The organism is Lachnospira intestinalis (assembly GCF_040095895.1).
Lineage (GTDB): Bacteria > Bacillota > Clostridia > Lachnospirales > Lachnospiraceae > Lachnospira > Lachnospira intestinalis.
The window spans coordinates 430,961-457,252 of sequence record NZ_JBBMFS010000001.1; the positions used below are offsets into that span (position 1 = coordinate 430,961).

At 40.3% G+C, this 26,292-nt stretch carries 26 protein-coding genes, 4 pseudogenes and 1 other annotated feature; of the genes and pseudogenes, 27 read left to right on the forward strand and 3 right to left on the reverse strand.

From position 1 onward, the window contains the following. Positions 1–19: 19 nt before the first annotated feature. Entirely contained in the window at positions 20–1,915 is a 1,896-nt protein-coding gene (locus WMO37_RS02075) for an ATP-dependent helicase (RefSeq protein ID WP_349154208.1), read from the forward strand. Positions 1,916–1,975: 60 nt separating this feature from the next. Here WMO37_RS02075 and WMO37_RS02080 read toward each other — a convergent pair whose 3' ends face one another. Then, positions 1,976–2,302 carry a DUF1292 domain-containing protein gene (locus WMO37_RS02080; protein ID WP_022433321.1) on the reverse strand — a complete coding sequence of 109 codons (327 nt, stop codon included), beginning with the start codon at positions 2,300–2,302 and terminating at the stop codon, positions 1,976–1,978. A gap of 317 nt (positions 2,303–2,619) precedes the next feature. On the opposite strand from WMO37_RS02080, the gene WMO37_RS02085 reads away from it, so the two are divergent. From WMO37_RS02085 to WMO37_RS02150, 14 genes and pseudogenes are all read left to right on the forward strand, one after another. After that, the gene (locus WMO37_RS02085) at positions 2,620–3,075 is read left to right on the forward strand and encodes an Lrp/AsnC family transcriptional regulator (RefSeq protein WP_022433322.1); all 456 of its coding nucleotides are present in this window, start codon (positions 2,620–2,622) and stop codon (positions 3,073–3,075) included. Between the two features lie 110 nt (positions 3,076–3,185). After that, positions 3,186–4,136, forward strand: coding sequence for an AAA family ATPase (locus tag WMO37_RS02090; RefSeq protein ID WP_022433323.1), 951 nt, complete (start codon positions 3,186–3,188; stop codon positions 4,134–4,136). Further along, positions 4,136–5,335, forward strand: coding sequence for a DUF58 domain-containing protein (locus tag WMO37_RS02095; RefSeq protein ID WP_349154209.1), 1,200 nt, complete (start codon positions 4,136–4,138; stop codon positions 5,333–5,335). Before WMO37_RS02090 ends, WMO37_RS02095 begins: the two co-directional genes overlap by 1 nt. Next, positions 5,325–6,659, forward strand: coding sequence for a hypothetical protein (locus tag WMO37_RS02100; RefSeq protein WP_349154210.1), 1,335 nt, complete (start codon positions 5,325–5,327; stop codon positions 6,657–6,659). The genes WMO37_RS02095 and WMO37_RS02100 overlap by 11 nt, the downstream gene beginning before the upstream one ends. A 31-nt stretch (positions 6,660–6,690) precedes the next feature. Next, positions 6,691–6,958: a binding site (T-box leader), on the forward strand. Between the two features lie 121 nt (positions 6,959–7,079). Next, positions 7,080–8,741 (forward strand): 2-isopropylmalate synthase, encoded by a 1,662-nt coding sequence (locus WMO37_RS02105; RefSeq protein WP_227089663.1) that lies wholly within the window; start codon positions 7,080–7,082, stop codon positions 8,739–8,741. A gap of 96 nt (positions 8,742–8,837) precedes the next feature. Further along, a complete protein-coding gene (locus tag WMO37_RS02110; RefSeq protein WP_349154211.1) occupies positions 8,838–9,425 on the forward strand; it encodes a Maf family protein in 588 nt (195 codons plus the stop codon). 14 nt (positions 9,426–9,439) lie between these two features. Then, on the forward strand, positions 9,440–10,216 hold the full coding sequence (locus WMO37_RS02115; protein ID WP_022433327.1) for a Cof-type HAD-IIB family hydrolase: 777 nt from the start codon (positions 9,440–9,442) through the stop codon (positions 10,214–10,216). Positions 10,217–10,270: 54 nt separating this feature from the next. Further along, positions 10,271–10,534 (forward strand): hypothetical protein, encoded by a 264-nt coding sequence (locus WMO37_RS02120; RefSeq protein WP_022433328.1) that lies wholly within the window; start codon positions 10,271–10,273, stop codon positions 10,532–10,534. Between the two features lie 42 nt (positions 10,535–10,576). Then, positions 10,577–11,056 (forward strand): 23S rRNA (pseudouridine(1915)-N(3))-methyltransferase RlmH, encoded by a 480-nt coding sequence (gene rlmH / locus WMO37_RS02125; protein ID WP_349154212.1) that lies wholly within the window; start codon positions 10,577–10,579, stop codon positions 11,054–11,056. A gap of 257 nt (positions 11,057–11,313) precedes the next feature. Further along, on the forward strand, positions 11,314–11,748 hold the full coding sequence (locus WMO37_RS02130; RefSeq protein WP_022433330.1) for a cupin domain-containing protein: 435 nt from the start codon (positions 11,314–11,316) through the stop codon (positions 11,746–11,748). Between the two features lie 127 nt (positions 11,749–11,875). Then, entirely contained in the window at positions 11,876–12,040 is a 165-nt protein-coding gene (locus tag WMO37_RS02135; protein WP_334301371.1) for a hypothetical protein, read from the forward strand. A 70-nt stretch (positions 12,041–12,110) separates the two neighbouring features. Further along, a complete protein-coding gene (locus WMO37_RS02140; RefSeq protein WP_227089668.1) occupies positions 12,111–12,353 on the forward strand; it encodes a type II toxin-antitoxin system Phd/YefM family antitoxin in 243 nt (80 codons plus the stop codon). An 83-nt stretch (positions 12,354–12,436) separates the two neighbouring features. Continuing rightward, a pseudogene (locus WMO37_RS02145) lies at positions 12,437–12,727 on the forward strand (type II toxin-antitoxin system death-on-curing family toxin); the annotation flags it as partial. A 334-nt stretch (positions 12,728–13,061) separates the two neighbouring features. After that, positions 13,062–13,643 (forward strand): type IV toxin-antitoxin system AbiEi family antitoxin domain-containing protein, encoded by a 582-nt coding sequence (locus tag WMO37_RS02150; protein WP_022433334.1) that lies wholly within the window; start codon positions 13,062–13,064, stop codon positions 13,641–13,643. Between the two features lie 75 nt (positions 13,644–13,718). Here the strand turns inward: WMO37_RS02150 and WMO37_RS02155 are convergent. Further along, positions 13,719–13,871: pseudogene (locus WMO37_RS02155) on the reverse strand (winged helix-turn-helix transcriptional regulator); the annotation flags it as partial. Between the two features lie 185 nt (positions 13,872–14,056). Between WMO37_RS02155 and WMO37_RS02160 the strand changes: the two are divergent. The 11 genes and pseudogenes from WMO37_RS02160 to WMO37_RS02210 all read left to right on the forward strand — a co-directional run bounded on the left by WMO37_RS02160 (position 14,057) and on the right by WMO37_RS02210 (position 22,496). Further along, positions 14,057–14,770, forward strand: coding sequence for a LytR/AlgR family response regulator transcription factor (locus WMO37_RS02160; RefSeq protein WP_227089669.1), 714 nt, complete (start codon positions 14,057–14,059; stop codon positions 14,768–14,770). Continuing rightward, positions 14,767–16,137, forward strand: a complete 1,371-nt coding sequence (locus tag WMO37_RS02165; RefSeq protein WP_227089670.1) for a GHKL domain-containing protein — start codon at positions 14,767–14,769, stop codon at positions 16,135–16,137. Before WMO37_RS02160 ends, WMO37_RS02165 begins: the two co-directional genes overlap by 4 nt. 251 nt (positions 16,138–16,388) lie before the next feature. Further along, positions 16,389–17,189: a FlxA-like family protein gene (locus WMO37_RS02170; protein ID WP_227089671.1), complete on the forward strand. Its 801-nt coding sequence runs from the start codon at positions 16,389–16,391 to the stop codon at positions 17,187–17,189. A gap of 21 nt (positions 17,190–17,210) precedes the next feature. After that, complete coding sequence (locus WMO37_RS02175; RefSeq protein ID WP_227089672.1) at positions 17,211–17,966, forward strand: hypothetical protein; 756 nt, start codon at positions 17,211–17,213, stop codon at positions 17,964–17,966. 65 nt (positions 17,967–18,031) lie between these two features. Continuing rightward, entirely contained in the window at positions 18,032–18,628 is a 597-nt protein-coding gene (locus WMO37_RS02180) for a hypothetical protein (RefSeq protein ID WP_006859435.1), read from the forward strand. Between the two features lie 27 nt (positions 18,629–18,655). After that, positions 18,656–19,414, forward strand: a complete 759-nt coding sequence (locus WMO37_RS02185; RefSeq protein ID WP_116443693.1) for a hypothetical protein — start codon at positions 18,656–18,658, stop codon at positions 19,412–19,414. A gap of 33 nt (positions 19,415–19,447) precedes the next feature. Then, on the forward strand, positions 19,448–20,062 hold the full coding sequence (locus WMO37_RS02190; protein WP_227089673.1) for a DUF6033 family protein: 615 nt from the start codon (positions 19,448–19,450) through the stop codon (positions 20,060–20,062). Positions 20,063–20,078: 16 nt separating this feature from the next. Beyond that, positions 20,079–20,360 (forward strand): annotated as a pseudogene (locus tag WMO37_RS02195) (DUF6033 family protein); the annotation flags it as partial. Positions 20,361–20,431: 71 nt separating this feature from the next. Further along, positions 20,432–21,133 (forward strand): annotated as a pseudogene (locus WMO37_RS02200) (aldo/keto reductase); the annotation flags it as partial. A gap of 1 nt (position 21,134) precedes the next feature. Next, positions 21,135–21,467, forward strand: coding sequence for a hypothetical protein (locus WMO37_RS02205; RefSeq protein ID WP_349154213.1), 333 nt, complete (start codon positions 21,135–21,137; stop codon positions 21,465–21,467). Between the two features lie 78 nt (positions 21,468–21,545). Beyond that, positions 21,546–22,496, forward strand: coding sequence for a CobW family GTP-binding protein (locus WMO37_RS02210; protein ID WP_227089675.1), 951 nt, complete (start codon positions 21,546–21,548; stop codon positions 22,494–22,496). A 212-nt stretch (positions 22,497–22,708) separates the two neighbouring features. Here WMO37_RS02210 and WMO37_RS02215 read toward each other — a convergent pair whose 3' ends face one another. Further along, on the reverse strand, positions 22,709–24,067 hold the full coding sequence (locus WMO37_RS02215) for a sodium-dependent transporter (protein WP_022432962.1): 1,359 nt from the start codon (positions 24,065–24,067) through the stop codon (positions 22,709–22,711). A gap of 249 nt (positions 24,068–24,316) precedes the next feature. On the opposite strand from WMO37_RS02215, the gene WMO37_RS02220 reads away from it, so the two are divergent. Then, positions 24,317–26,071 (forward strand): 1-deoxy-D-xylulose-5-phosphate synthase, encoded by a 1,755-nt coding sequence (locus tag WMO37_RS02220; protein WP_349154214.1) that lies wholly within the window; start codon positions 24,317–24,319, stop codon positions 26,069–26,071. Positions 26,072–26,292 lie beyond the last annotated feature (221 nt).

The following is a 26,292-nucleotide window of genomic DNA, read 5'->3' on the forward strand; positions in this document are numbered from 1 at the left end:
GAAAGGATGAGGCAGGAGATTGGAATTTCACAAAGCACAGTTAGAGGCAATCCGGCATTTTAACGGACCGTGTATTACGCTGGCAGGGCCGGGAAGTGGAAAAACCACTGTATTAACATACCGCATTTTAAATCTGATTGAAAAATGCGGTGTTGCGCCGGAGCATATTTTAGTGATTACTTTTACGAGGGCGGCGGCAACAGAGATGAAGGAACGATTTTTGAAATTGTCGGATAACCGGTATTCGGGTGTCTGCTTTCAGACGTTCCATAGCTTCTTTTTTATGATTTTAAGAAAAGCATACGGATACCGTGCAGATAACATTATTACACAGCAGGAGCAGACACGGTTTTTTAAAAATATTTTAAATGAGTATGAACTGGAAATTACAGATACCATGGAACTGATTCGGCACGCTACGGCGTGGATTAGCAATGTAAAGAGGAGTGGGAAAAGCCCGGATACACAGCCGGTGGCAGCTGCGGGAATCTGCCCGCAGGAGATTCTTTGTGAAATCTATCACAAATATCAACAATATCTTACGGCAAAGCGGCTGATTGATTTTGAAGATATGACAGTGTATTGTTATGACCTGTTTTCACAGCGGAAAGATATTTTGTGGCAGTGGCAGGAACAGTATCAATATATTTTAGTGGATGAATTTCAGGATATTGATGCACAGCAGTTTCAGACGTTGCAGTTACTGGCAGACAGATATCGCAATCTTTTTATCGTTGGTGACGATGACCAGAGTATTTACGGATTCCGCGGAGCCTGTCCGGATTATATGCAGGAATTTAAAAAGATTTATCCTGAAGCGGTTCAGATTAATCTGTGTGTGAATTACCGGTGCAGGGCTCCGATTGTGGCGGCGGCAAAATCTGTGATTGCACATAATAAAAACCGTTATGAAAAAGATATTGTGGCGGCGCAGACCGGGTACGGAATGCAGACCGCGTGTGTTGTCGTCAAAGAGTTTGAAAGTACAGAAAAACAGAATCAGTTTCTGGCAGAACAAATCTTAAAACATTCAAAGCAGGGGAAATTTTCCGATATTGCCGTACTGGTGCGGACAAATACCGGGGCACAGGATTTTCTACAGACATTTCTGCAATATAAAATTCCATTTACAATTAAAGAGCATTTCTTAAATCCGTTTGAACACTGGATTGCACAGGATATTCTGGCATATATTCATCTGGCAATGGGAAGCCGTGAAAGAAAATATTTTTTTCGTATTATCAACCGTCCGGTGAGGTATTTATCCAGAGAAGCATTTGCGGATACAGTAGTTGATTTTGAAAGGGCAAAAGCTTTTTATGCAGAAAAAAGTGCGCTGAAAGACCGGGTAGAACAGTTGGAAGATGATATTTTAATCTTGTCAAAATTTTCACCGTTTGCCGCAGTCAATTATATACGAAAGGCCATTGGATACGAGGACTACATCCGCCAGTATGCAGATGAAAAAAAGCAGGATAAAGCATCACTTTATGAAATACTGGACGAGATTTCACAAAGCACAAAAACGTGTCGGACTTTTCCGGAGTGGTTTGAATACATTAAAGCATATACAGAGCAGTTGCAGAATAAAAAGCCGGATAATGCAGGTGGCGACAGAGGCAGAAACAGCATGGACAGTGTCACCGTCAGCACTATGCACGCCTCAAAGGGGCTGGAGTATAAAAAAGTTTTTCTTGTCGGATTAAATGAGGGGAATGTGCCGTACCATAAGGCGGTACTGGAAAAGGAACTTGAAGAAGAACGCAGAATGTTTTACGTAGCAATGACAAGGGCAAAGGAAGAACTGCATTTATATTTTCCAAGGGAGCGCGCAGGAAAAGCACAGAAAATATCCCGCTTCTTACAGGAAATAGACAGAAGCAGTGTCGTATGGGAACTGATTGAGGATAAATAAAAAATCCCGACGGAAGTAAATATCAACTGCCGCCGGGATGATTTTCAGGGATGAAGCGTTTTAGGCTTCTTCGTTTTCTTCGTCTTCCTGTGCATATAAATCTTCATATTCCATCGCATCTAATTCTTCATCAAAAGCTTCGGAAACCAGTTCGTATTCTTCATCGGATTCGATGTTTAAAAGCGAAGGTTCCCGGCCGTCATTTTCAACATAACGGTACAGATAAACTTCGTCCTGTTCGGCGGCTTCGCCTTCTAACGGAAGCAGGGCAATATAATCATTTTCACCGGCAGGGAAAATGCGGATAATCGCACATTCACATTCAGTTCCGTCATCTAAAGAAAGGGTTACGGTATTATATTCACTATTGTTTGTCTGTTCTGACATAAAAATCTCCATTCTGCCGCAGATACGGCTTTTTATTAAAGTGTACAGTTCATTAAAACTTTAGCAGAAGAAGCAAAAAAAAGCAACTGCAATAAAGAATATTAAGCAAAAAGATGGAATTTTTTATATATTAAAAAAATTATTGCGCAAACGGACAAATTGTTGTATAGTAGCAATAAATAAATAACGATGTCAATGGGGACAATTTTAAAGGCGGTATATTATTTAAACCATACTTTAGAATTGTCCTTTTTATGTATTTTATATACAAAGACTTGAGAAATAAATGTCGTAAAAACGACGGAATGGAGAGCAAGATGGATAAGATTGATAAAAAACTCATTACATTATTACAGCAGAATGCGAGAATGCCGTTAAAGGCACTTGCCGAAAAGGTGTTTTTATCATCACCGGCGGTTTCTGCAAGAATTGAGCGTCTGGAGAAGGAAGAAATTATTGAAGGATATGAAGTAAAGATTAACCAGTTAAAGCTTGGCTACCATATTACGGCATTTATTAATCTGGAGGTTGCGCCGGTGCAGAAGCCGGAGTTTTATCCGTTTATTAAATCTTGTCCGAATGTGGTGGAGTGTAACTGTGTTACAGGGACGTATTCCATGCTGTTAAAGGTGGTGTTCCCAAGCACGATGGAGCTGGATACGTTTATCGGACAGCTTCAGAAGTTCGGCAGAACCAGTACACAGATAGTCTTCTCGACACCGGTTGCACCAAGAGGAATTGATGTCAATGCAGAAATGCCTGCAGACGAATAAATTATAAGAAAAGAATGAAAAAGTATGAAAAAACTGGCATTGTGTTGCGGCAATGACAGTTTTTTTGTTATACTCATAACAGTTGAATTAAAAAATCGGAGGGTATAAAAATGGGTATGAATTACCAGAAAAAAGCAATAGAAATTATGGATAATGTTTCCAAGGTGATTGTAGGAAAGGAAGACGTGACAAAACTGGTTCTGACAAGCCTGATTGCAGGGGGACATGTCCTGCTTGAAGATGTTCCGGGAACCGGAAAGACAATGCTTGCAAAGACCGTTGCAAAGTCTGTCGATGCACAGTTTAGCCGGATTCAGTTCACACCGGATTTACTGCCATCGGATGTAACGGGAATTAATTATTACAATCAGAAGGCCGGTGAATTTGTCTTCCGCAGAGGACCTGTATTTTCCAACATTTTGCTGGCAGATGAGATTAACCGTGCAACGCCGCGTACACAGTCGGCACTGCTTGAATGTATGGAGGAACATCAGGTGACGGTGGATTCCGATACGTACCGGTTAGAAGAACCGTTTTTAGTAATCGCAACGCAGAATCCGATTGAAACAGCGGGTACATATCAGCTTCCCGAAGCACAGCTTGACCGATTTCTGATGAAAATCTGTATGGGATACCCGGAAAAGGACGGAGAAATCGAGATTTTAAACCGTTTCTTAAAGGCAAGTCCGCTTACATCAGTGGAGAGTGTATGCAGTAAGGAAGAAGTCCTTAAAATGCAGCAGGAAGCAAAAGAGGTGTATGTACATCCGTCCCTTATGGGCTACATTGTAGATATTGCAGCGGCAACAAGAAAACACAGCAGTGTGGCAATCGGTGTCAGTCCGAGAGGAACGCTTACCATGGTTAATGCCGCACGCGCATTTGCGTATATTGAAGGACGGGAATATATTGTGCCGGAAGATATCCGCATACTCGCAGAGCCGGTCTTTGCACACAGACTGGTATTAAGACACGGACTGACTTATCAGGACAACAGAAATGCACTTATGCAGACAATTATGGAATCGGTAGAAGTACCAACCGAAGACTGGGGTAAATAATGGTAGTATTGATAATGCTGATTGGGGCAGGTCTGGTGTACTGGGCAGTCGGGCAGCTGTATGCGCGTTATTGGAATAAGGGGCTGTCCGTGGAAATCCGTTTTTCATCAGACCATGCCGTAAAAGGCGATGAAATTGAATTGATTGAAACCGTGGCAAACAGAAAATATCTGCCACTGCCGTATATTTATGTGAAATTTCAGACGGATAAAAGCCTGTTTTTTTTAGGAAAGGATGGAAGCAATGCGGTATCGGATAAGGCATACCGCAATGACGTCTTTTCATTAATGAATTATCAGCAGGCGGTACGGCGGATTCCGCTTCGCTGTACGAAAAGAGGCATATACCGTATCCGTAATGTGCAAATGGTGTCTACCGGTGCATTTATGGGAGATGTGCTTGCTGCGGAGTCAGCGCAGGATGCTGTCATTACCGTTTATCCGAAAACAGCAGACACGGATAGGCTGGCAGTGCCGTTTTTTCAGATGATGGGCACGGTGGAGCGCAATAAATATCTGTATGAAGACCATTTTATGTTTCGTGGAATCAGGGAGTATCAAAGCTACGATTCCATGAATCAGGTCAACTGGACGGCAACCGCCAAAAGCGGGCAGTTAATGGTCAACCAGTACAATGAAAGCACCTGCCAGCAGGTTTGCATTTTGTTAAATGTTGAGCCGGAGGGCATGATTCCAAAGGAAAAATTATCGGAGGAGAGCATTTCCATTGCATCAGGACTGGCGCAGATGTTTATCGAACAGGGTATACAGGTATCGTTATTGAGCAATGCAAGAAACGGTGAAACCGGGGAAGAAGCAGTTGTTTACGGCGCAAGCGGGCTGGCACATTTAAACAATGTGAATACGGTGCTTGCGGGACTTGATTTAAGCCTTTCCGTGCGGGAGTTTAAGGACATTATAAAGGAAATGCAAAACGGTGTGTACGGTGAGGATTACCGGGCGGTACCGGGCAGTACGAATATGACGTATATTATGATTTCGCAGAATCGCCGTGAAAATTTAAAAGAAGGCTACAGACAGCTTACCGGCGGCATATCGGGTAATGTGTCAGGCGGCGCGGGAAACGGCGGAATGTGGATTGTGCCGTACTTTATTGATGAAAGAGAAGAAGTATTCCCGGCGGGAATGACCGACAGTATGGATTTTACGGCATGGGAGGTGGACAGAAATGACGGATAAAAAGCTATCACGTTCCATGGAAATCTTGGAAGTTGTTATTCAGATGATTACATTTTACAGTGCATTTATGGCAGTTTATTTCGGTGCATTGCAAAAGCCGGTTTCACAGTTGTGGAAATCCCTGATTATCTTTGTGTTTGTGGCGGCGGCATATTACAGCCGCAGAAAAATCAAACTGTTTAAGCCGTTTATCGTGCTTCATATTGCGATTATTGCGGCGGCATTTTTTATGGGAACAACCGATGCGGAGCGGTTTTCATACTTTTTAATTGCGGCACTGATTGCGGGGTATTCGATTCGTTTAAAAACAATTACACTGCAAAAGAATGATTTGAGCAATACGCCGTTATCCGATGATGCCGACGGACTGGATTTGGCGGAACAGCTTGAAATCAAAAAAAATCTGGTGGCAAGCGAACAGATTCCGCTGCCGTTTTGTGCATTTATGATATTAGGATACATGATTGGACACCTTGTGGAGAGTAATCTTGTCATGAACAGCGAAGTTGTGCTGTTTGTGTTGTTTGTTCTGCTGGAGGTTGTCTACCGGGATTTAAAGAAATTAAACACAGTATTTCTTACTAACAAAGATAAGACCCATTTTCCGGTACAGCAGTTAAAGCAGGTCAACACCCGGATTATTCTCACAACAGTATTTTTAATGCTGATTGCAATGCTGTTGTTCTATAACGGCGAGTACGGCAATATATTTCAAGTGATAGGTGCCGGTGGCATGGCGGCGCTGAAAGGACTGTTAAAAGTTATTCTTGCAATATGGGGCAGTGGAGGTGGAGATTCGACCGTTGCGGAAGAACAGACAACGCAGGCTGAAACTGATGCGGATTTGAGTGATGTAGAGGAAATTTATGAACCTTCTGCGGCGGCATCGGCTGTTTTGGAAGCACTTGCGGTTATTTTAATCATTGCGGCAGCTGCCGGTATCTGTTATCTGATTTACCGCTATGTAAAGAACTTTAATAAAAAGAGAAAACCACAGGGTTATATTGAAGAAATTACAACGCTTGAAAAAGAAACCGTGCGTGTCAGAAAGCAGAAAACAGAAACAGATACCGTAAAGACGGCACCGGAAACGGAAAGCCTGCGAAAAGCGTATAAGCGGCAGGTGCTAAAAAAGGCAAAAGAACACCGGCCGGACGGTACACAGACCCCACAGGAGCTTACGGCAGAATATATTACAAAGGACGATGGATACGGTGCGCAGATTACGCAGTTATATGAAAAGGCACGGTATGCGAAAGAGCCGGTTTCCAAAGAGGAAACAAAGCATTTTAAAGAAATGTTAAAACAAGACTTGACATCTTAAAGTCAATCATGTATGATGATTACCATAATAAGTAAATGCAATGAAGAGGAATATTAGATGTCTACCGGAGTCAGAGAGTTATCGGTTGGTGTGAGATAACGGAAGGGAAGCATTGAACTCGCCTTGGAGCTGCTATCTGAAAAAAGCATGACATATAAGATTGTTTTGAGTAGGCGTAGCCGGGAGCCAGCCGTTATAGTGGACAGAATATAAGGTTTTTGCCCGTATTCAGTGAGTGCACGAGGATTTTCGTGAAATAAGAGTGGTATCGCGTGAGATTATGGTCTTTCGTCTCTTAGCATAGGTTTGATATGCTGGGACGGAAGACTTTTTGTTTTACTTATTATAATCAGATGCAGGGGCAATAGCTTTTAGATTTTTGCTTCGGGCATCATAATAATATTATTGGAGGAATGAAGAATGTTCGATTACAGACAGTATCAGAGAGGTTATTTTATGCCGCCGGTTTCCTGCATGGACTGGACAAAGAAGGAGTATGTTGATAAAGCACCGGTCTGGTGTTCCGTGGATTTAAGAGACGGCAATCAGGCTCTTGTTGAGCCGATGAGCCTGGAACAGAAGCTTGAATTTTTCAAACTTCTTGTAGCGGTCGGATTTAAGGAAATTGAAGTCGGTTTCCCGGCAGCTTCAGAAACAGAATATGAATTTTTAAGAACATTAATCGAAAAGGATATGATTCCGGACGATGTAACAATTCAAGTATTAACACAGGCAAGAGAACATATCATTAAGAAGACTTTTGAAGCGGTAAAGGGTGCGCCGAGAGCTGTTGTACATGTATACAATTCAACTTCACTGGCACAGAGAGAACAGGTATTTAGAAAGTCTAAGGAAGAAATCAAGCAGATTGCCGTTGACGGTGCAAAGCTGTTAAAGGAATTGGCTGAAAAAGAAGAGGGCAACTTCGCGTTTGAATACAGCCCGGAAAGCTTTACGGGAACAGAACCGGAATATGCGTTGGAAGTATGTAATGCCGTATTAGACGTCTGGGAACCGACCGCTGATAACAAGGCGATTATCAATCTCCCGGCGACCGTAGAAATGTCTATGCCGCATGTATTTGCAAGTCAGGTTGAATATATGAGCAAAAACTTACATTTCCGTGACAATGTAGTGCTTTCACTTCACCCACACAACGACAGAGGAACAGGTGTTGCCGATGCGGAACTCGGGCTGCTTGCTGGCGCAGACAGAATCGAAGGAACATTATTCGGCAACGGCGAGCGTACCGGTAATGTCGATATTATCACACTGGCAATGAATATGTATGCACAGGGTGTCAATCCTGAATTAGATTTATCCAATATGCCAAAGCTTGCTGAAACCTTTGAAAGACTGACAAAGATGAAGATTCATGAAAGACATCCGTACTGCGGAAAGCTTGTATTTGCAGCATTTTCCGGTTCTCATCAGGATGCGATTTCAAAGGGTATGCATTATCGTGTGGAAAAAGACCCTGCACATTGGACAGTACCGTATCTGCCAATTAATCCGGAAGATGTTGGACGTACTTATGATTCCGATGTTATCCGTATTAACAGTCAGTCCGGCAAGGGTGGCGTCGCATATGTCTTAGAGCATAACTACGGCATGATTATTCCGAAAAAAATGCGTGAAGATTTGGGATATGCAGTCAAAGATATTTCCGATGTACAGCATAAGGAAATTGCGCCGGACGAAGTGCTTGAAATCTTTGAAAAGCGTTATAAGAAATTTACACCGGTATTTAAGATTACGGAAGTTCATTTCAAACAGGTGGACGGTATCCAGACCGTTGTAACGATTGAGCAGGACGGTAAAAAGGTTGAAATCGAAGCCAGCGGCAACGGTCGTTTAGATGCAGTCAGCAATGCTCTTGCAAAGCATTTCAACAAGCCTTGTGAAATTATGTGCTATGAAGAACATGCTTTAAAAGACGGCTCAGATTCCAGCGCCATTGCTTATGTCGGCATTGAACACGGCGCAAAGGGCAGCTTCGGTATCGGCATCGACCACGATATTATCCGTGCTTCCATTGATGCACTTGAATCAGCAATGAACAGAAGCCTGATTGAAGAATAAATCATAAAATGCAGGGCCGCCACACCGGGCCGATTGTCTTAAAAAGGCGGGCTTTGTGTGGCGGTTTTTATGCGGTAAAAATAAATGGAGAGAATTATGCAGAAAATAATACTGGCATCGGGTTCGCCAAGAAGACGGGAACTCTTGACACAGATTGGAATGCCGTTTGAGGTTATCACAAGTGATGTGAAGGAAGTGACAACGGCCACACAGCCGGATGAGATTGTAAAAGAATTATCAAAGATAAAAGCAGAAGCCGTGGCACAAATCTGTAAGGAAAAGGGAGAATCGTACCGGGATGTGGTGATTCTCGGTGCAGATACGATTGTGTATCACAACGGAAAAGTGCTTGGCAAGCCAAAATCCGAGGAAGATGCGTACTTGATGATTGAAAGTCTTGCAGGAAAAGAGCATTTTGTATATACTGGAGTTACAATACTGACACCGAAGAAGCAGATTTGTTTTGCTGAGGCGGTAACGGTATCGTTATATGAGATGTCCGCGGAAGAAATTAAAAGCTACATTGCGACCGGTGAACCGATGGATAAAGCGGGGGCATACGGTATTCAGGGCAGATTTGCCGCATTTGTCAAAGGAATCAGCGGCGATTACAATGCAGTTGTGGGACTTCCGGTGGCGAGAGTTTATCAGGAATTAAAAAATGCAGAAGTGCTTAATATTTAGAAATGAGGATTAACATGATAAAACTGGTGGCAAGTGACCTTGACGGCACACTTTTGTTAAATGGTGCGCAGAGTGTAGAGGATTCCATGTTTGAAACGATTGGAAAGCTTTTGGACAGAGGAATTTTATTTGCTCCGGCAAGCGGAAGACAGATGACAAGTTTAAAACGGCTGTTTGCACCGGTGGCGGAAGAACTGGTATATATCAGTGAGAACGGTGCACTGGTTTCCTATAAAGGAAAGACGATTGCAAAGACACCGATGAAGCGGGAACTGGCACTGGAAATCATTGAAGATGTGCTGGCACAGGAATACTGTGAAGTGCTGGTATCCGGCGAAAAGACGGCATATATTAAGCCAAAGACCAAAGAATATCACGACAGAATGACAAAGGTGGTCAATTACCATACGACACTGGTGTCGGATTTTTCGGAGATTCAGGAAGACATTTTAAAGGTTGCAGTCTGTGATTTGTCGGGCATTGAACATTCAAAGGAGCATTTTTTCAAGCGCTGGGGAAATGAAGCAGCGGCAGTTGTATCCGGTTCGCTGTATCTGGATTTTATGGATTTAAAGGTCAGCAAAGGCAATGCCATGAAACAGATTCAGCAGTCTATGAATATTTTACCGGAAGAATGTATGGCGTTTGGCGATAATTATAATGATATACCGATGTTAGACAGTGTGGGACATGCTTATGTCATGGAAAAGGCAGTCGATGACATAAAAAAGCATGGTCAGTTTATTACGGCAAATGTTGAATATACTTTAAAAGATGTATTTCATTTATAGAAGAATTTAAAATCATCACGACAAATATTTTAAAAGGAAACAGGTGAAAAAATTATGGAGCAGTATTTAGAAGAATGTGCAGAAGTATTTTTAAAGGACCAGGGAAAGCTATTTGATGAACCGGTAGCAGAAACGATTGAAGAAGCAAAAGAATTTTTGGAAGACTGCTTTGCACAGGTATTTGAAAATATTTCAGAGGTGCGGGCATATTTAGACGAAGAAGGCATGGACGTATCAGGTGTATCCGATGAAGAACTGGCAGACGAACTGGAGGTATTTGCCATTTCAGATGGCAGATATTTTGTCGTTGAAGCGTAAGCGGTAAAAGCATAAGACAGGACAGAAAGGATACAGCGGAAAATGCATATTACAGTAATCTGTGTTGGCAAGATTAAAGAAAAATTTTATACAGATGCCCTTGCAGAATATCAAAAGCGGCTGTCAAAATACTGCAAGCTGGATATTGTGGAACTGGCAGACGAAAAGACAAAGGAAAATGCCAGCGCGCATGAAGTTGAACTTGTAAAGGCAAAAGAGGGCGAGAGGATTCTTTCGGCAATAAAGGAAGATATGTATGTCATTGCACTTGCGATTGAAGGGAAAATGCTTGACTCCGTGGAATTTTCCAAGAAGCTCGAGAATCTGGGCATTTCAGGCAGCAGTCATGTGGCATTTGTCATTGGCGGCTCTCTGGGACTGGATAAACGCGTTCTGGATCGTGCGGACATGAAACTGAGTTTTTCTAAGATGACATTTCCGCACCAGCTGATGCGCGTAATTCTTTTGGAACAGGTTTACCGTGCATACCGGATTATGACGGGTGCGCCGTATCACAAATAAAGAGCAGATGAAAGACGGATATTCTTAAAGATGAAATTCTTTGGGAATATCTTTTTTTTCAAAAATACTTGACTTAAAGTTAAGTTTAACTTGTATGATAAGGTTGTAAAGGTTCGTGAGGAACTGCCGGAACTTAAAAAAGTAGTTTAGCTGCGTTTGGCACGGGTGTTTGCGCCGCAGGCATCACAAATATCCTTTATTGCAGAATAAAAATCAGTTCCGTCCGCAATTTCTCCGGTATTGGAATGGAGGTTCATATGAAGACAACAAACAAAGAAGAATTTGAAAAACAGAATGTATTTGGTATGGGAAATGCCAATACGGCATATGCACAGTATTTTAGCGGTGAATCTTTTTTGAATCCGCTGACAAAGCCGGAAACAGGCGTTTTTCTTGCAAACGTGACATTTGAGCCGGGCTGCAGAAATAACTGGCATATTCATCATGCAACAAAGGGCGGTGGACAGCTGCTTGTCTGTACAGCAGGTGAAGGCTGGTATCAGGAAGAAGAAAAAGAAGCTGTCAGCTTAGTTCCGGGAACGGTTATTACAATTCCAGCAGAAGTCAAGCACTGGCATGGAGCAAAGAAGGACAGCTGGTTTTCACATATTGCCGTAGAAGTGCCGGGTGAAAATTGCAGTAATGAGTGGTGTGAGCCGGTATCTGATGAAGAATACGGAAAATTAGGTTAAAATCAGGAGGAAAAGAAATGTTACAGGAAACATATACTTTAAGTAATGGAAAGCAGATTCCAAAGTTAGGACTTGGAACATGGTTTATTGATGATGACAAGGCAGCAGAAAAGCCGGATACCGTCTGATTGATACAGCACAGGCGTATGGTAATGAGAGAGGTGTTGGTGAAGGAATTCGCACCGGTGGCGTGCAAAGAGAGGAACTTTTGGTAGTATCAAAAGTAGCTGCAGGGCACAAAACTTATGAAGACAAATGCAGAGGTTTTCCTGTTTATGATGGAAAGATATAATGTGAATAATAGGTTGTATTTATCCTAAAATTTGTATATACTATAGTAAATAAATCACGGAGGTGATCATATGACTATAGATACAAAAACAATGGTGTCTATTTCAGACGCTAACCAGAATTTTTCTAAAGTAGCAAGATTAGTGGACGAATGCGGTTCAGCAGTGATTTTGAAGAATAATGTACCAAGATATCTTATTATAGACTTTAGTAAAGCAGATAAGGATTTTACTGCATCTGATGAAGATGTGTTAAGTATTTCAAAGCAGCTTATGGAGCAGAATAAGGAAGCATATGAGGTACTGGCTAAATGAAAAAACTGAGCAAAAAGCAGATTCTTATGCTTCACACTCAATTGATTTAGCAGACTGGTGGAAGCGAAGGAGTTAGAGATTACAATTTACGGGACTCAGCTTTAGAAACTCCTTTTCAGTCTTTTGGAGGGGATGAATTGTATCCTACGATACAAGCGAAAGCCGCAAGATTAGGATATGGGTTGATTAAAAACCATTGTATGATAGATGGGAATAAAAGGATTGGAACGCATGCAATGTTGGTTTTTCTTGCTTTGAACGGGATAGAACTTAAGTATATGCAAAAAGAATTATACGAAACTATTCTTGATGTTGCAGCTGGGAAAATAGAATATGAAGACCTATTGCAATGGGTTCTTGACCATCGAAACTAAATAGTGTAACTGGAAAAAGACCGCTCAGAGATAATCTGTTCGGTCTTTTGTTTTGAACAAATTGGGATGGGATTTATAATTGAAACAATTACGCCGATATATATATTGTATATGAATAGGTAAACGGATTTACAATAAGATATGTGATTTTAAAATTAATTGATGTGAAAAAATTTGACAGTGATGCGGTGTGGATACGGTATCGGTGTTAGAAGTCGATTGCAATTCTGCCCCAACTTGAGGCAGAATTGGAGCTTTAGTAAAGCAGATATGTGGTGGAAGTTATGTATCTGCTTTTTATGTTGTAATTTGTAAGAAGTACAAATTAACTTTCATGCTCGAAAATAATATAATAATAAGCACAAAAGTCAAAGAGAAAAATGAAAGGAATGTATCAGATCAAATAATCCAGATTGCAAAAGAAAATAATGGAGTTGTAACAACTGCGGATATCACAGAAAGGGGAATTCTTCGTGGAAATATAAAAACTCTTTTGAATTCGGGAAAATTAGAACGAACAGCACGAGGTGTTTATATTTTGCCGGAAATATGGGAGGATGAGTTTGTGAATTTGCAGGCTCGTTTTAGAAAAGGAATTTTTTCTAACGAGACAGCACTTTTTTTATTGGATTTAACTGACAGAACGCCAAATAGGTTTGACATGACATTTCCTGCAACTTATAATCTTACGAATGTTAAAAAAGAACAAATCATTGCATTGACTGTGAAGAAAGAGTGGTACGAAGAAGGAATATTACAAGTAAGATCTCCTGGAGAAAATAATATAAAAGTATATAATATGGAGCGAACGTTATGTGATATCTTGCGTAAACGAAGTGGAGTAGATGCTGGAATTATAGTGGAAGCGTGCAAGCGTTATGCAGAAATGCATGATATTGAGGCGCTTTGCGTATGATAAAAGAAAGCGGAGGAGAAGAAAGAAGCAAAGAAAAAGGAGTTGTCAAAGCAAATTGAAGTAAGAAAATGCTTTTTAATCCGCCATAAATTGTTGTCCCCATTCGCACATAGAGTTCAATAAAGGAATCAGTGTTTTGCCTAACTCACTTAAGCTGTATTCTGTTTTGGGAGGAATTATAGGATATATTTTTTTGATGATTAAGTTATCACTTTCAAGCTCGCGTAACTGTTGGGCAAGCTTTCATTTCTTTAATATTGCAGACATGATTAGAAGACAAGGCAGTGAACCAATAATGGTTTACTGCCCTTTTCACAACAAAAAAAAGGTCATTTCACAACATTCCAGATAGATATTGCATGAACTTATCCGATATAATAGCTATAAATATATGTAAGCAAGGAAGTGACAATATGCGAATTGCTATCTGCGATGATGAAGTATCTATGGTTCAGATACTGGAAGAAAAAATAAAAAAGCTATTGCCGGATGCGGTTATAGAGAAATATTTATCAGGTGATGAACTGATTGCAAGTGGCAGTAAGCCGGATATTCTTTTTCTGGATATTCAGATGCCGGGAATGGATGGGATGGAAACGGCAAAGGTGCTTCGTCAGGACAATGAGGATATGATACTCATTTTTGTGACAGCAGCAGAGGAGTATGTCTTTCAGGCATTTGATGTCGGAGCATTTCAATATCTGGTTAAACCGTTTTCCGACGAGAAATTGAAAGAGGTTGTGACAAAGGCAGTCCATAACATAAAAAGGAGTTCCAGACTTGAAAAAGACGAAAAGTATATCATGGTACAGACCGCCGGAAGTCATATAAAAATTTTCCTGCGTGATATTGTGTATGCCGAGGTGTATAACAGAAAAGTTATTATCCATACACGAAGTACGGATATTGAATACTATGGTAAATTACAGGAATTAAGTGATATGGCAGGAACAGATTTTTTCCGAACACACAGAGCCTATCTTGTGCATTTTAAATATGTAGAAAAATATGATGCAACTTGTGTAACTATGAAAAATGGAACTGCATTGATTGCAAAAAAGAATTATCCGGAATTTGTGAAGCAATATCTGAAGTATAACCAGAGGAAAGGAAATGAAGTCAGATGAGTTTAGTGGAAAGATGCTGGATGATCACATCGAAGTTTTCTGTTATTGCAATTTTGATTATTACAGGAATCTGTTTTGGTGTTTTTGTATATCCATATATGAAAAAGAAAAGGGAAGCTGCTCTGGTCAGTATTGTTTATATTGGAATTATGTCTGTGCTGTATCTGATACCGCAGCAGATTGGCAATTTTTCTGCATATATGCTGGGGGTTGTGGCTGCATTTTTTGTGATGTATGTACGGGACAGAAGAAACATCTATCAGAAAATATTTCTTGCAGTGACATTTTTTTCTATCCGTTGGCTTGCGGTTGCAATGGCAGGCAGACTGGATGATTTTATCACAAAAGCTCTGGTTTTTAGGAATACGATTGCAGGAAGACAATGGCTGCAATATGGACTTTATGCTGGAACGAGAATTCTGGATATTGTGCTTTGTATCGTTTTCCTTGCAGTTGCAATCGGTCTGATCAATAAAGCATATGTATACAAAAATGATGAAATGAGCGTTAAAGAGCTGGTAATGCTTATCATACCTTCTCTTGTGGGAGTTACAGGATATGGCATTCTGCAATATTATCTGAATATTTATGAAAAAGATACAGGAAAGAGCCTGACAGATACCTATGGATTTTATGGAGCTTTAAGCTTTGTGCATTATTTTATCTCTATCATAGCAATTCTTGTTATGACTACGATGTTTCAAAACTGGAAGGTGGCACAGGAAGAACAGACAGGGCAGGAGCTGGTATTAAATCAGGTCAGTAATATGAAAAAGCATATCGGGGAAGTGGAAAAGCTGTATCAGGATATCCGCAGCCTGCGTCATGACATGGGGAATCATATACAGATGCTGGAACATCTTGTGGCAGAGAATCATATGGATGATGCAGCAGAATATATGGAGCATTTGAAAAAGGAGTGGAATGAAATATCTCCTGAGATAAAAACGGGGAGTCCTGTCATTGATGTGATTCTGATGGAAAAGTTAAGAGAAGCAAAGGAAAAGCAGATTCGTTTTATATCAGATTTTCATTATCCGGGGGATACGAAATTAAATGCATTTGATTTAAGCGTGATCTTAAACAATGCACTGGATAATTGCATGGAAAATGTAAGTGGAGAAAATCCTTATATCTGTATCTCTTCTTTTCGGAAAAACAGTATTTTTATGATAACCATAAAGAACAGATATGAGGGAGAGTTAAATTATAAGGACAGTGATCTGCCGGAAACAACGAAATCCGGGAAGGAGCATGGAATTGGACTGCATAATATCCGAAGGGTTGCAAGGATGTATATGGGAGATATATCTTTAGAGCAGGAGAATCAGGAAGTGGTTCTAAGTATTATGTTACAGGTAGAATAAGGACAAAAAGCACTAAGTAATCTGTGAAACATCAGAATATTTAGTGTTTTTTATTTGCTTCACAACAAAAAAAGGGCGGTTCACAACATCGCTGTTTATTGTAAAGAAAGATATGCCGAAAGAATCAGTAAAGAGAAATCATGTTGTACAGATTTTTAAGGAAACGGATTTCAGAATTTAAGCTCAAGGAGGCCAAATCCTCTCCTCACCAAAGGGTTCGGATTTTGCTTCGCAAAACAAGGAGGATTAAAATGAGAATCAATGGATTTAGTGGGACAAATACGCAGACAGGAACAATGGGAATGTCACAGGGGAATGATTCTGTAAGTAAAAATATTCAGAATCAGATTGCAAATGCACAGCAGAAGCTACAGGATTTATCATCAAATGAAGAAATGTCATTAGAGGATAAGATGAAAAAGCGTCAGGAGATACAGCAGGAGATTAACAATCTCAATCAGCAGTTAAGACGGCACCAGATCGAGCAGAGAAAGGAACAGCAGAGTAAAAATTCGTCATCTATGGATGATATGGTGGCTGGAACAAGTAGCACTTCTAAAAAGAAAGACACCGGATTGTCACAGGCAAGTATGCAGGCGATGATTTCCGCAGATTCTTCCATGAAACAGGCAAAGGTGCAGGAAAGTATGGCAACACAGATACAGGGACGTGCCAGTGTGCTTGAATCTGAAATCAAACAGGATGCCGGAAAAGGAAATACTGAGAAGAAGGAAGAAGAACTGGCAGAGCTGCAGGCAAAGGCACAGTCTGCGACAGCAGCACAGATGTCTACACTTGCAGATGCAAATAAATCAGTAGAAGAAGCTGCAAAAGCGGAGAACAGCAATACAGAAGACACTGCAACAAAGAACAATACTGATAAATCCGAGAAAACACAGGAATCTGCGGGGGCTGCGGCAGAGGAGACAGACAGCGTAAAGAATACGGATATCAAAGGGGAAACACAGGTGACAGTAGAAACACCGACTCTGGAAAATGCACAGAATGCAACACAGCAGGCAGTGTATACACCGATTGATATTCGTTTATAGTTGGTAAAGGAGAATGGTATTATGTCAGAGATTAAGAGTTTTAGTGATTACACAAGTAAATATAACAGCAATGTAGATTATTCCGCATTATTTGGAGGAACTTCCGACAGTTCATCCGTAGGAAACACCAATATGCTTTCTGATTATGCTGCGATTAAAAACGGAAGCTATGGAAAACTTATGAAAGCATATTATGCAAAGCAGGATGCAGAAAAATTATCGGGTAAAGGCGATACTTCACAGAAGCTTACACTGATGAAAACAAGTGCGGATTCCCTGAAAAAATCAGCAGATGCACTAAACGATGCGTCACTCTGGGAAAAAAAGAAAATAAAAAAGAAGGATGAAAAGACCGGGGAAGAAACAGAGGTAGAGGATTATGACTGGGATGCAATTACCAAAAAAGTGAAATCTTTTATTGATGATTATAATGACGTTGTTAAGGAGGCAGGAGAATCCAATACAAAAGATGTTCTTAGAAATGCTTCATGGATGACAGGCATGACAGACAAAACCAGTCATTTACTTTCTAAAATAGGTATTACCATAGGAAAGGGGAATAAGTTGGAGCTAGATGAAGATGAATTGAAGAAAGCAGATATCAGTTCACTGAAAACGGTTTTTACAGGTTACAATTCCTTTGTAGGCAAAACAGCCCAGAAAGCAACTGGTATATCAAATGCTGCGAACCGGGCAAGTGCAACTTATACAAACAATGGTACATATTCTAAAACGAATTCTTCTCTAACGTCAAGTAAGATAGATAAGGAAGTATAGTATGTTAAGCCTAAATGACAAGAAGAAAAATCTTTTGTATTAATTTGTCGGGAAGGAGGAACCAGATGAGTTTTACAGTCAATTTATCCGGTGGAGGTTTACTGATAAATAGATTTAATAGTTCTAATATGTTGAAAAGTACACAGGAAAAATTGCAGCGACAGCAGGAACGGGATAATAAGGTGGCTTTTTTTGAAGCACAAAAAGAAAATTTGAAAAACCGAAAGGCTGACAGTTTGGAAGAAATCTCTGAAAAGCTGGAAATGTTTCATAATTATGAGGATGAAATTGCGGCAGCAAATCAGGAGTATAATAATTCACAGATGTTTCATGTCATGGACGAGGCAGAAGAACATGGCGAAAAGATTGCGGAAGCTGCTGAGAGGAATAAGCCTAAAACAGAAGAAGAACGAAAGGAAGAAATGGTGGATGAAGCTCTTGGAACAGAGGAAAACAAGGGCATGATGTCTGAAATCATGGACGAACTTTCGGAGACAACCGAAGAAATGACAGAGCAGATGACGGAAAAAACTGTGGAGAATATGGAAGAACTTCCAGACGAGGTTTTGCAGGAGCAGCTTGCTACAGATAGTTTAGAGGCAGCAGAAATGGTACAAACAGACACAATTAAAAGGTATGTGCCGATTGATATTAGAGTCTAATGGTATTTATCTGGGAAGGAAACAGCTATGAAGATTTACAATAATACAAATATTACATATTCTGCAATCGAACATAACAGCAGGGAAAATACAAAGCAAAATGTTCCGGCAGATTTAGAAAAGAAAATGACACAGTATACAGATACACTTTCCATTTCCAAAACAGGGCAGGAGAGCTTTCGACATTTATCTTCTGTCAGTTCTATGGATTATCAGAACCGTTTTGAGAAGGAAGTGACGGATATATTTGTCAAAGAAGATACAGAGAGTGTAAAAACTGATTCCTTTGAACATCATGTAAACAGAATGGCAGAAGCATATAACAAAATGAAAAACAGCATTGAAGAAAAATATGCGGAACAAGATTATGAGCCGGAGTATTATGTGACAGAATCGGGCAAAATTGAGGAATTAACCAAAGAAAAAGAACTGGATATGCTGAATCAGGCATATGAAAATCACAGTAATTTTATGGCAACTTCAACAGAAATCTGGTCAGAATTACAGGATTTTACCCCATCGGTAGTTTACCATAAAGGAAGTGAACAGACAGCAAATGAACAGAACATAGGTGAGAATCAGGAGAATACTGCAAAATCTAAAGAAAAGGGGGTTATCCAAAATTCGGCATATCAGGCATTTTTATCCGCCATCAAGTCGGATAACCAGAAATTATCGCAGCAGTATTCGGGTGACTGGAAAGATTTAAGGCTAAATCTGAATGTATCAGATGGTGATCGGAAAATGCTTAATGGTATTTGGGATTATTATGCTAATAAAAGGTAATGAAAGCTTTGTCATACGAAAGGAGATGTTAGTATGGCAGTTACAGGTGTAAACAATTACTCTAATATTTACACAAATGCTTATACCGGTAATATACGGAAAAATAATGCTAAGGAAACCACAGAAAAGCAGGTTGTGGAGCAAACAGAAGATGTAAAGACAGGGACAACCCGAAAAACTGCAGCGGATGAACTTTCCTATCTTTCTAAAAAATTTGACAATTATAGTTTTGTATCAGCAAATTATAGTCCGGGGATGAAATATGGTAAATCAATTACCACGAATGTAGCGATTTCTCCTCAGTTTTTAACAAAAATGGCAAATGATTCAGACTTAGAAGATGAGTACATAAAAGAAATTGGTAACATGAAAAAATTAGATGAGCAGTTTGCAAAGCAACAAGCAGATATTGGATGGAGAGTTGAACAGGGATGGGCAATAGATAAAGATGGAAATATTAGTTCATGGGCAATAGGACATAAAGATTCAAAAGTAAAATCGTTTCTTCAGAATATGAGTGAAAAAGCCGAAGAAATCCTACAGAAGCAGTTGGAAAAAGCAAAGGATACAAAGGAAGAAAAAGAAGTATTCTCGATGAAAAAGCATAAAGAAGTTTCAAAAAAGAACAATGTCGATTTGAAGGTGTAAATAATCAGATTCGAAGTATTATGCAGAAAAAATGCATAGCATTGAGGGAGCCTTGCGTATGTCAGATGAAATCAATGCCCAGTTCGGATTTGAAAGAGTATTCGGTAAGACTAACGACAATGCAGATACTGATACAAAAATTACAAAATTTGGCATCTCTTTTAATAGTGACGGAACTACCACATTCTTTGCAGAGTTAGAAAAATCATCAGCCAGTCAGAAAGAATATCTTGAAAAGCTTCAGGAAAAGAAAGCTGATGAGAATAAAATCGGCGGAAGATTTAATTTTTTAGTTTAGTGGATTCAGATGAAAATAGAAGCAATTTCATAAAATCTTACATACACACTTGACAATATGCCTCTGAGCGCGGTGTTGGCGAAGGTGTCAGAACCTGCGGTGTGGCAAGAGAACAGCTTTTTGTTGCAAGTAAGGTGGCGGCAGAGCATAAGACCTATGAAGAAGCGATGGCTGGCATTGATAAAACACTTGAAACAATGGGACTGGATTATCTTGATTTGATGATTATTCATTCTCCGCAGCCTTGGGATAAGGTCAATCAGAGTGATGACCGGTATGTGGAAGGCAACCGGGCTGCATGGAGAGCCTTAGAAGATGCTTACAAGGCAGGCATACTTAAAGCAATCGGCATATCCAATTTCCAGATTGGTGATATTGAAAGCCTTGTTAAAACATCAAAAATCAAGCTGATGGTAAACCAGATTCTACTTCATATCAGTAATACGCCGCTTGAACTAGTAGAATACTGCCAGAAAAACGGCATTACGGTTGAAGCATATTCACCGATTGCACATGGTGAAATTTTAAAACAGCCGGAAATTAAGGCTATAGCAGATAAATACGGCGTAACCGTTGCACAGCTTTGTATCCGCTATACAATCCAGCTTGGTACAGTTTCACTGCCAAAGACAGCTAATCCAGAGCATATGAAATCTAATTCACAGGTGGATTTTGAAATTAGTGATGAAGATATGAAGATACTCAAAAATTTCAAAAAAATTGAAAGCTATGGTGAAAGTGGTATCTTCCCGGTATACAGAGGAAAAATGTAAAATGAAAAAGCCATATATTATATGCCATATGATGACATCTGTGGACGGAAGAATTGACTGTGCCATGACGTCAAAGTTAAGCGGTGTATCCGATTATTACACCACGCTGGCTCAGATTAATGTGCCGACTACGGTAAGCGGAAGAGTGACAGCAGAACTTGAAATGGCAGAGCCGGGAAAGTACGCTGTGTCAAACACTGAAATTTACGGACAGGAAGGCTTTTCAAAAAAGGCAGACTGTGCCGGTTATGAAGTGATTGTCGATACAAAAGGCACACTGATTTGGCCGGATGCCGCAGACATGGAGAAGCCGTATCTGCTTCTTTGTTTTTGAGGACTCCCCATTGATAACCGGTGATGAATGGCATATAATAGATTAGGTTATGATTATTTGGAAACGGGGATTATATTCATGGTAAAGATAGATTTGATTACAGGATTTCTGGGTTCAGGCAAGACAACATTTATCAAAAAATACGCACAGTATCTGATGTCACAGGGATTTCATATCGGAATTCTTGAAAATGATTACGGTGCAGTCAATGTTGATATGATGCTGTTGCAGGATTTAATGGGAGAACAGTGCGAACTGGAAATGATTTCGGGCGGCTGTGATAAAGAAACGCATATCCGCCGTTTTCGTACAAAGCTGATTTCAATGGGGATGTGTGGCTATGACCGTGTGATTGTCGAGCCTTCCGGTATTTTTGATGTGGACGAATTTTTTGACGTACTGCATGAAGAACCGCTGGATAACTGGTATGAGATTGGTAATGTAATAACGGTCGTTGATGCTGAACTTGAAAATGAACTGTCGGCGGAGGCAGATTATCTGCTGGCTTCGGAAGCCGCCAATGCCGGAAAGATTCTTTTAAGCCATGCAGACGAAGCAGACGGAGCGCAGATAGAACAGACGATTGCACATTTAAACCGTGCCATGGCGCAAATCGGCTGTAAAAGAAGATTTGACACGGAGATTGTAAAAAAGGGAACGATACAGCTTACCAATTCGGATTTAGAAAGCTTTTCCCTGTGCGGATACGTTTATGAAAATTATCAGAAAATGGATTTATCGGAGCAGAACGTTTTTCAATCGCTTTATTTTATGAACAGCACAATGTCGGAAGAAACATTAAAAGCGGCAGTAAAAAAGCTGTTTGAAGATGAAAACTGCGGTAATATTTTCAGAATAAAAGGATTTTTAAAAGCAGACAATGACAAGTGGCTGGAATTAAATGCCACACATAGCAAAATCACTTTACAGCCGATAGCCGAGGGGCAGGATGTACTGATTGTAATCGGGGAACGGTTGAACAAAGAAGCGGTTGAAAGTTATATACAAAGTGATAGCTTCCGCATGTAAGACAGATATCATGAAGATTTCTGCCCGCATTATCATGAATTGTAAAATCTAAAATGTGTGTATAGATATTGTTGTCAAGCAGAGTATAAAAATATGAGCTATCATAAAAAGACTGTGAATTTAACGGTTCAATATACTCCCGATTCCGGGGACATATCAAAAGCCGTTAAGACACAGTCTTTATTTTTACAGACTTATTATTCTGTTCATTATTAATACTGAATGACACCGAACTGCGCCAGTGTATAGAAAACTAAAATAATTAAAAGCAGTACCGGTGCGATATAGCGGATCATCATGCGGTAAATATTTTTGCGCTTGAAGGTTTCGCCGTTTTTGGTGGCTTCTGCAATAATGTAATCGGCGCCGACAAACCAGCCAATCATAATGCAGGTTAAAAATGCAACAACCGGCAGCAGTATACTGTTACTGATAAAATCACAGAAAGTCAGGAAATCCATGCCAAAGATTGTAAATCCGGACCATATACCGTTGCCTAAAGAGCATGGCACACCGAGCAGAATGGAAAACAGTACAATACCGATACAGCATTTAATACGGCTCAGCCCAAAGCGGTCCATCATCATCGAAACAATTGCTTCCATGACAGATACGGAACTTGTCAGTGCGGCAAACAATACCAGTGTAAAAAAGAGTGCACCCATAAAACGTCCACCTGCCATTTGTGAAAAGACCTTCGGCAGTGTAATAAACATCAGTCCGGCGCCGCCCTGTGACATTCCGGCTTCTCCGCTGAAAATGTATACGGCAGGAACAACCATCAGTCCGGCAAGCAGGGCAATAACCGTATCAAAAATTTCAATCTGATTGACAGATTTTACCATGCTGACATCGTCACGTGTGTAAGAACCATACGTAATCATAATGCCCATTGCAAGGCTCATGGAATAAAACATCTGCCCCATTGCGGCACAGACGGTTTTCAATGAAAACTTTGAAAAATCCGGTAACAGGTAATATTTTAATCCGGCGGCAGAACCCGGCAGTAATACAACGTAAATGCAGATAACAACTGCAAGAATGATTAAAACCGGCATTAAAACACGGCTGACATTTTCGATTCCTTTTTCAACTCCACACACGACAATCAATGCGGTCAGTGCAAGGAAAATAAAAAAGAAAATGAGTGGTGCGTATTCCTGACTGATAAAGTTTGAAAAAAACGAAGTTTCTGCGGCGGCTTCATTTTGTCCGGAGATAAATACAGCCATGTATTTTGTTACCCAGCCGCCGATTACGCAGTAATACGGCAGGATAATAACCGGAATGATAAAAGCAATCGGTCCGATAAATCCAAATTTTTTATGCACTTTTGCATAGGCTCTTGTAGGACTTAATTTGGTTTTCCGTCCGATTGCAATTTCGGTGGTCATGAGTGTAAATCCAAACGTCAGTGCCAATATAATATAAACTAAGATAAAAATGCCGCCGCCGTACTGTGCAGCCAGATAAGGGAACCGCCACAGATTTCCGAGTCCGACAGCACTTCCTGCGGCGGCAAGTACGAATCCAAGCCCGCCGGTAAAGCTTCCTCTATGTTTCTTTTCCATAAAACCTCCATTATTGAATCAAATTATTGTTGTTGAATGCTGATACTGCCCAAAGACAGTTTACAAACAGATTATTATCATAACAGAAGCGTGAAAAATGTGCAAGCACAGGTGTATAAAATATTAAGGATTTATAAAAACAATAAAAAAATAAAAGAAGACTTGACTTTAAGTAAACTTTAAGTTGTATGCTATAAATAACAAAAAATGACTACGCAGCATTACTATGGCTGTGGAATGGAGGAATTTATGTATTTGGAAAAGATTCAGTCACCTGAAGATGTAAAAAAATTAGATGTAGAACAGTTAAAGGTGCTTGCAGGCGAAATGCGCCAGGCACTGATTCAGAAGTTAAGTGTCCACGGCGGACATGTCGGTCCGAACCTTGGTATGGTTGAAGCCACAATTGCCATGCACTATGTATTTGATTCACCAAAGGATAAAATGGTATTTGACGTTTCACATCAGAGTTACTGCCATAAAATGCTGACAGGACGTGCAGATGCATTTTTAGATGAAGCAAAATATGATGATGTATCGGGATATTCTGAGCCGTCCGAGAGTGCACACGACTTTTTCTGCATCGGACATACGTCAACTTCAGTCAGTCTTGCCTGCGGTCTTGCAAAGGCGAGAGATCTGGCAGATGAAAATTATAATGTTATTGCAGTTATTGGAGATGGTTCTTTAAGCGGTGGCGAAGCACTGGAAGGACTGGATTTTGCAAAGGAATTAAACGGCAATCTGATTGTGGTTGTCAATGATAATGAAATGTCTATCGCAGAAAACCACGGCGGTTTATATGAAAATTTAAAGTTGTTACGTGATACAAAAGGGCAGGCAGAATGCAACATTTTTAAGGCAATGGGCTTAAATTATGTTTTTGTGGAAGACGGCAATGATTTGACACAGCTTATTGACGCATTTAAAAGGGTCAAGGATTCTAAGGCGCCGGTTGCAGTGCATATCCATACATTAAAGGGTAAGGGATATACATTGGCAGAAGAAAACAAGGAAAGTTGGCACTGGCATATGCCATTTGATATTGAAACCGGCAAAACAAAAGGAAATTATGACGGTGGAGAAGATTACGGTACGTTGACCGCAGATTATCTGTTACAGAAAATGAAAGAAGACGCTTCTGTTGTAGCAATTACTTCCGCAACACCGACGGTTTTTGGTTTTACAAATGATAAGAGAGAGCAGGCGGGAAGACAGTTTGTGGATGTAGGTATCGCGGAGGAACATGCGGTTGCACTTGCATCCGGACTAGCAACGGGCGGTGCAAAGCCGGTTTACGGTGTGTACAGCACATTTTTACAGAGATGTTATGACCAGTTATCACAGGATTTATGTGTCAATAACAGTCCTGCAACAATTCTGACATTTTGTGCTTCCGTATACGGAATGAACGATATTACCCATATCGGATTTTTCGATATTCCGATGATTGCAAATATTCCGAATTTAGTATACCTTGCACCGACCTGTAAGGAAGAATATTTTGCAATGCTTGACTGGGCAGTAGAGCAGAAAGACCACCCGGTAGCGATCCGTGTACCTGCAACAGGTGTGGCAACTTCCGGCAGACCGGTTGATGCGGATTACAGCACATTAAACCGCTATGAAGTTACAGAAAAAGGCAGTAAAGTGGCAATTCTTGCATTGGGTGATTTCTATACATTAGGCGAGGAAACAGCAGAACTTTTAAAGAAATCCGGTATCCATGTAACACTGATTAATCCGAGATTTATCACAGGCTTAGATAGTGAACTGTTAGAAAATCTGAAAGCAGAACACAGTATGGTTGTGACACTTGAAGACGGCGTGTTAGACGGTGGTTTCGGTGAAAAAATCGCACGTTTTTACGGTGCTTCGGATATCAAGACCTTAAACTTCGGATTAAAGAAGGAATTTTTAGACAGATATAATGTCGAAGATGTCTTAAAGGCAAATCATCTGACACCGGAGCAGATTGCAGAGGATATTCAGGCAGTGATGTAAGGTAATTGACAGAATAGATGATACCCCGGGAATATATCAGGCGGTTGGGCTTATATATTACTGGGGTGTTTTTGTATTGACAATAAAAAGGCTCTTTGTCAAGAGTGGAGGTTAAAAAGCAGGCTTTCTTGATTTGCTGAATATTGTGTTAATCGGCATTACAAATGAACTTCCAAAACATGATGAGAAATATGAATTACATCGTTTGATTGGAGCATTAT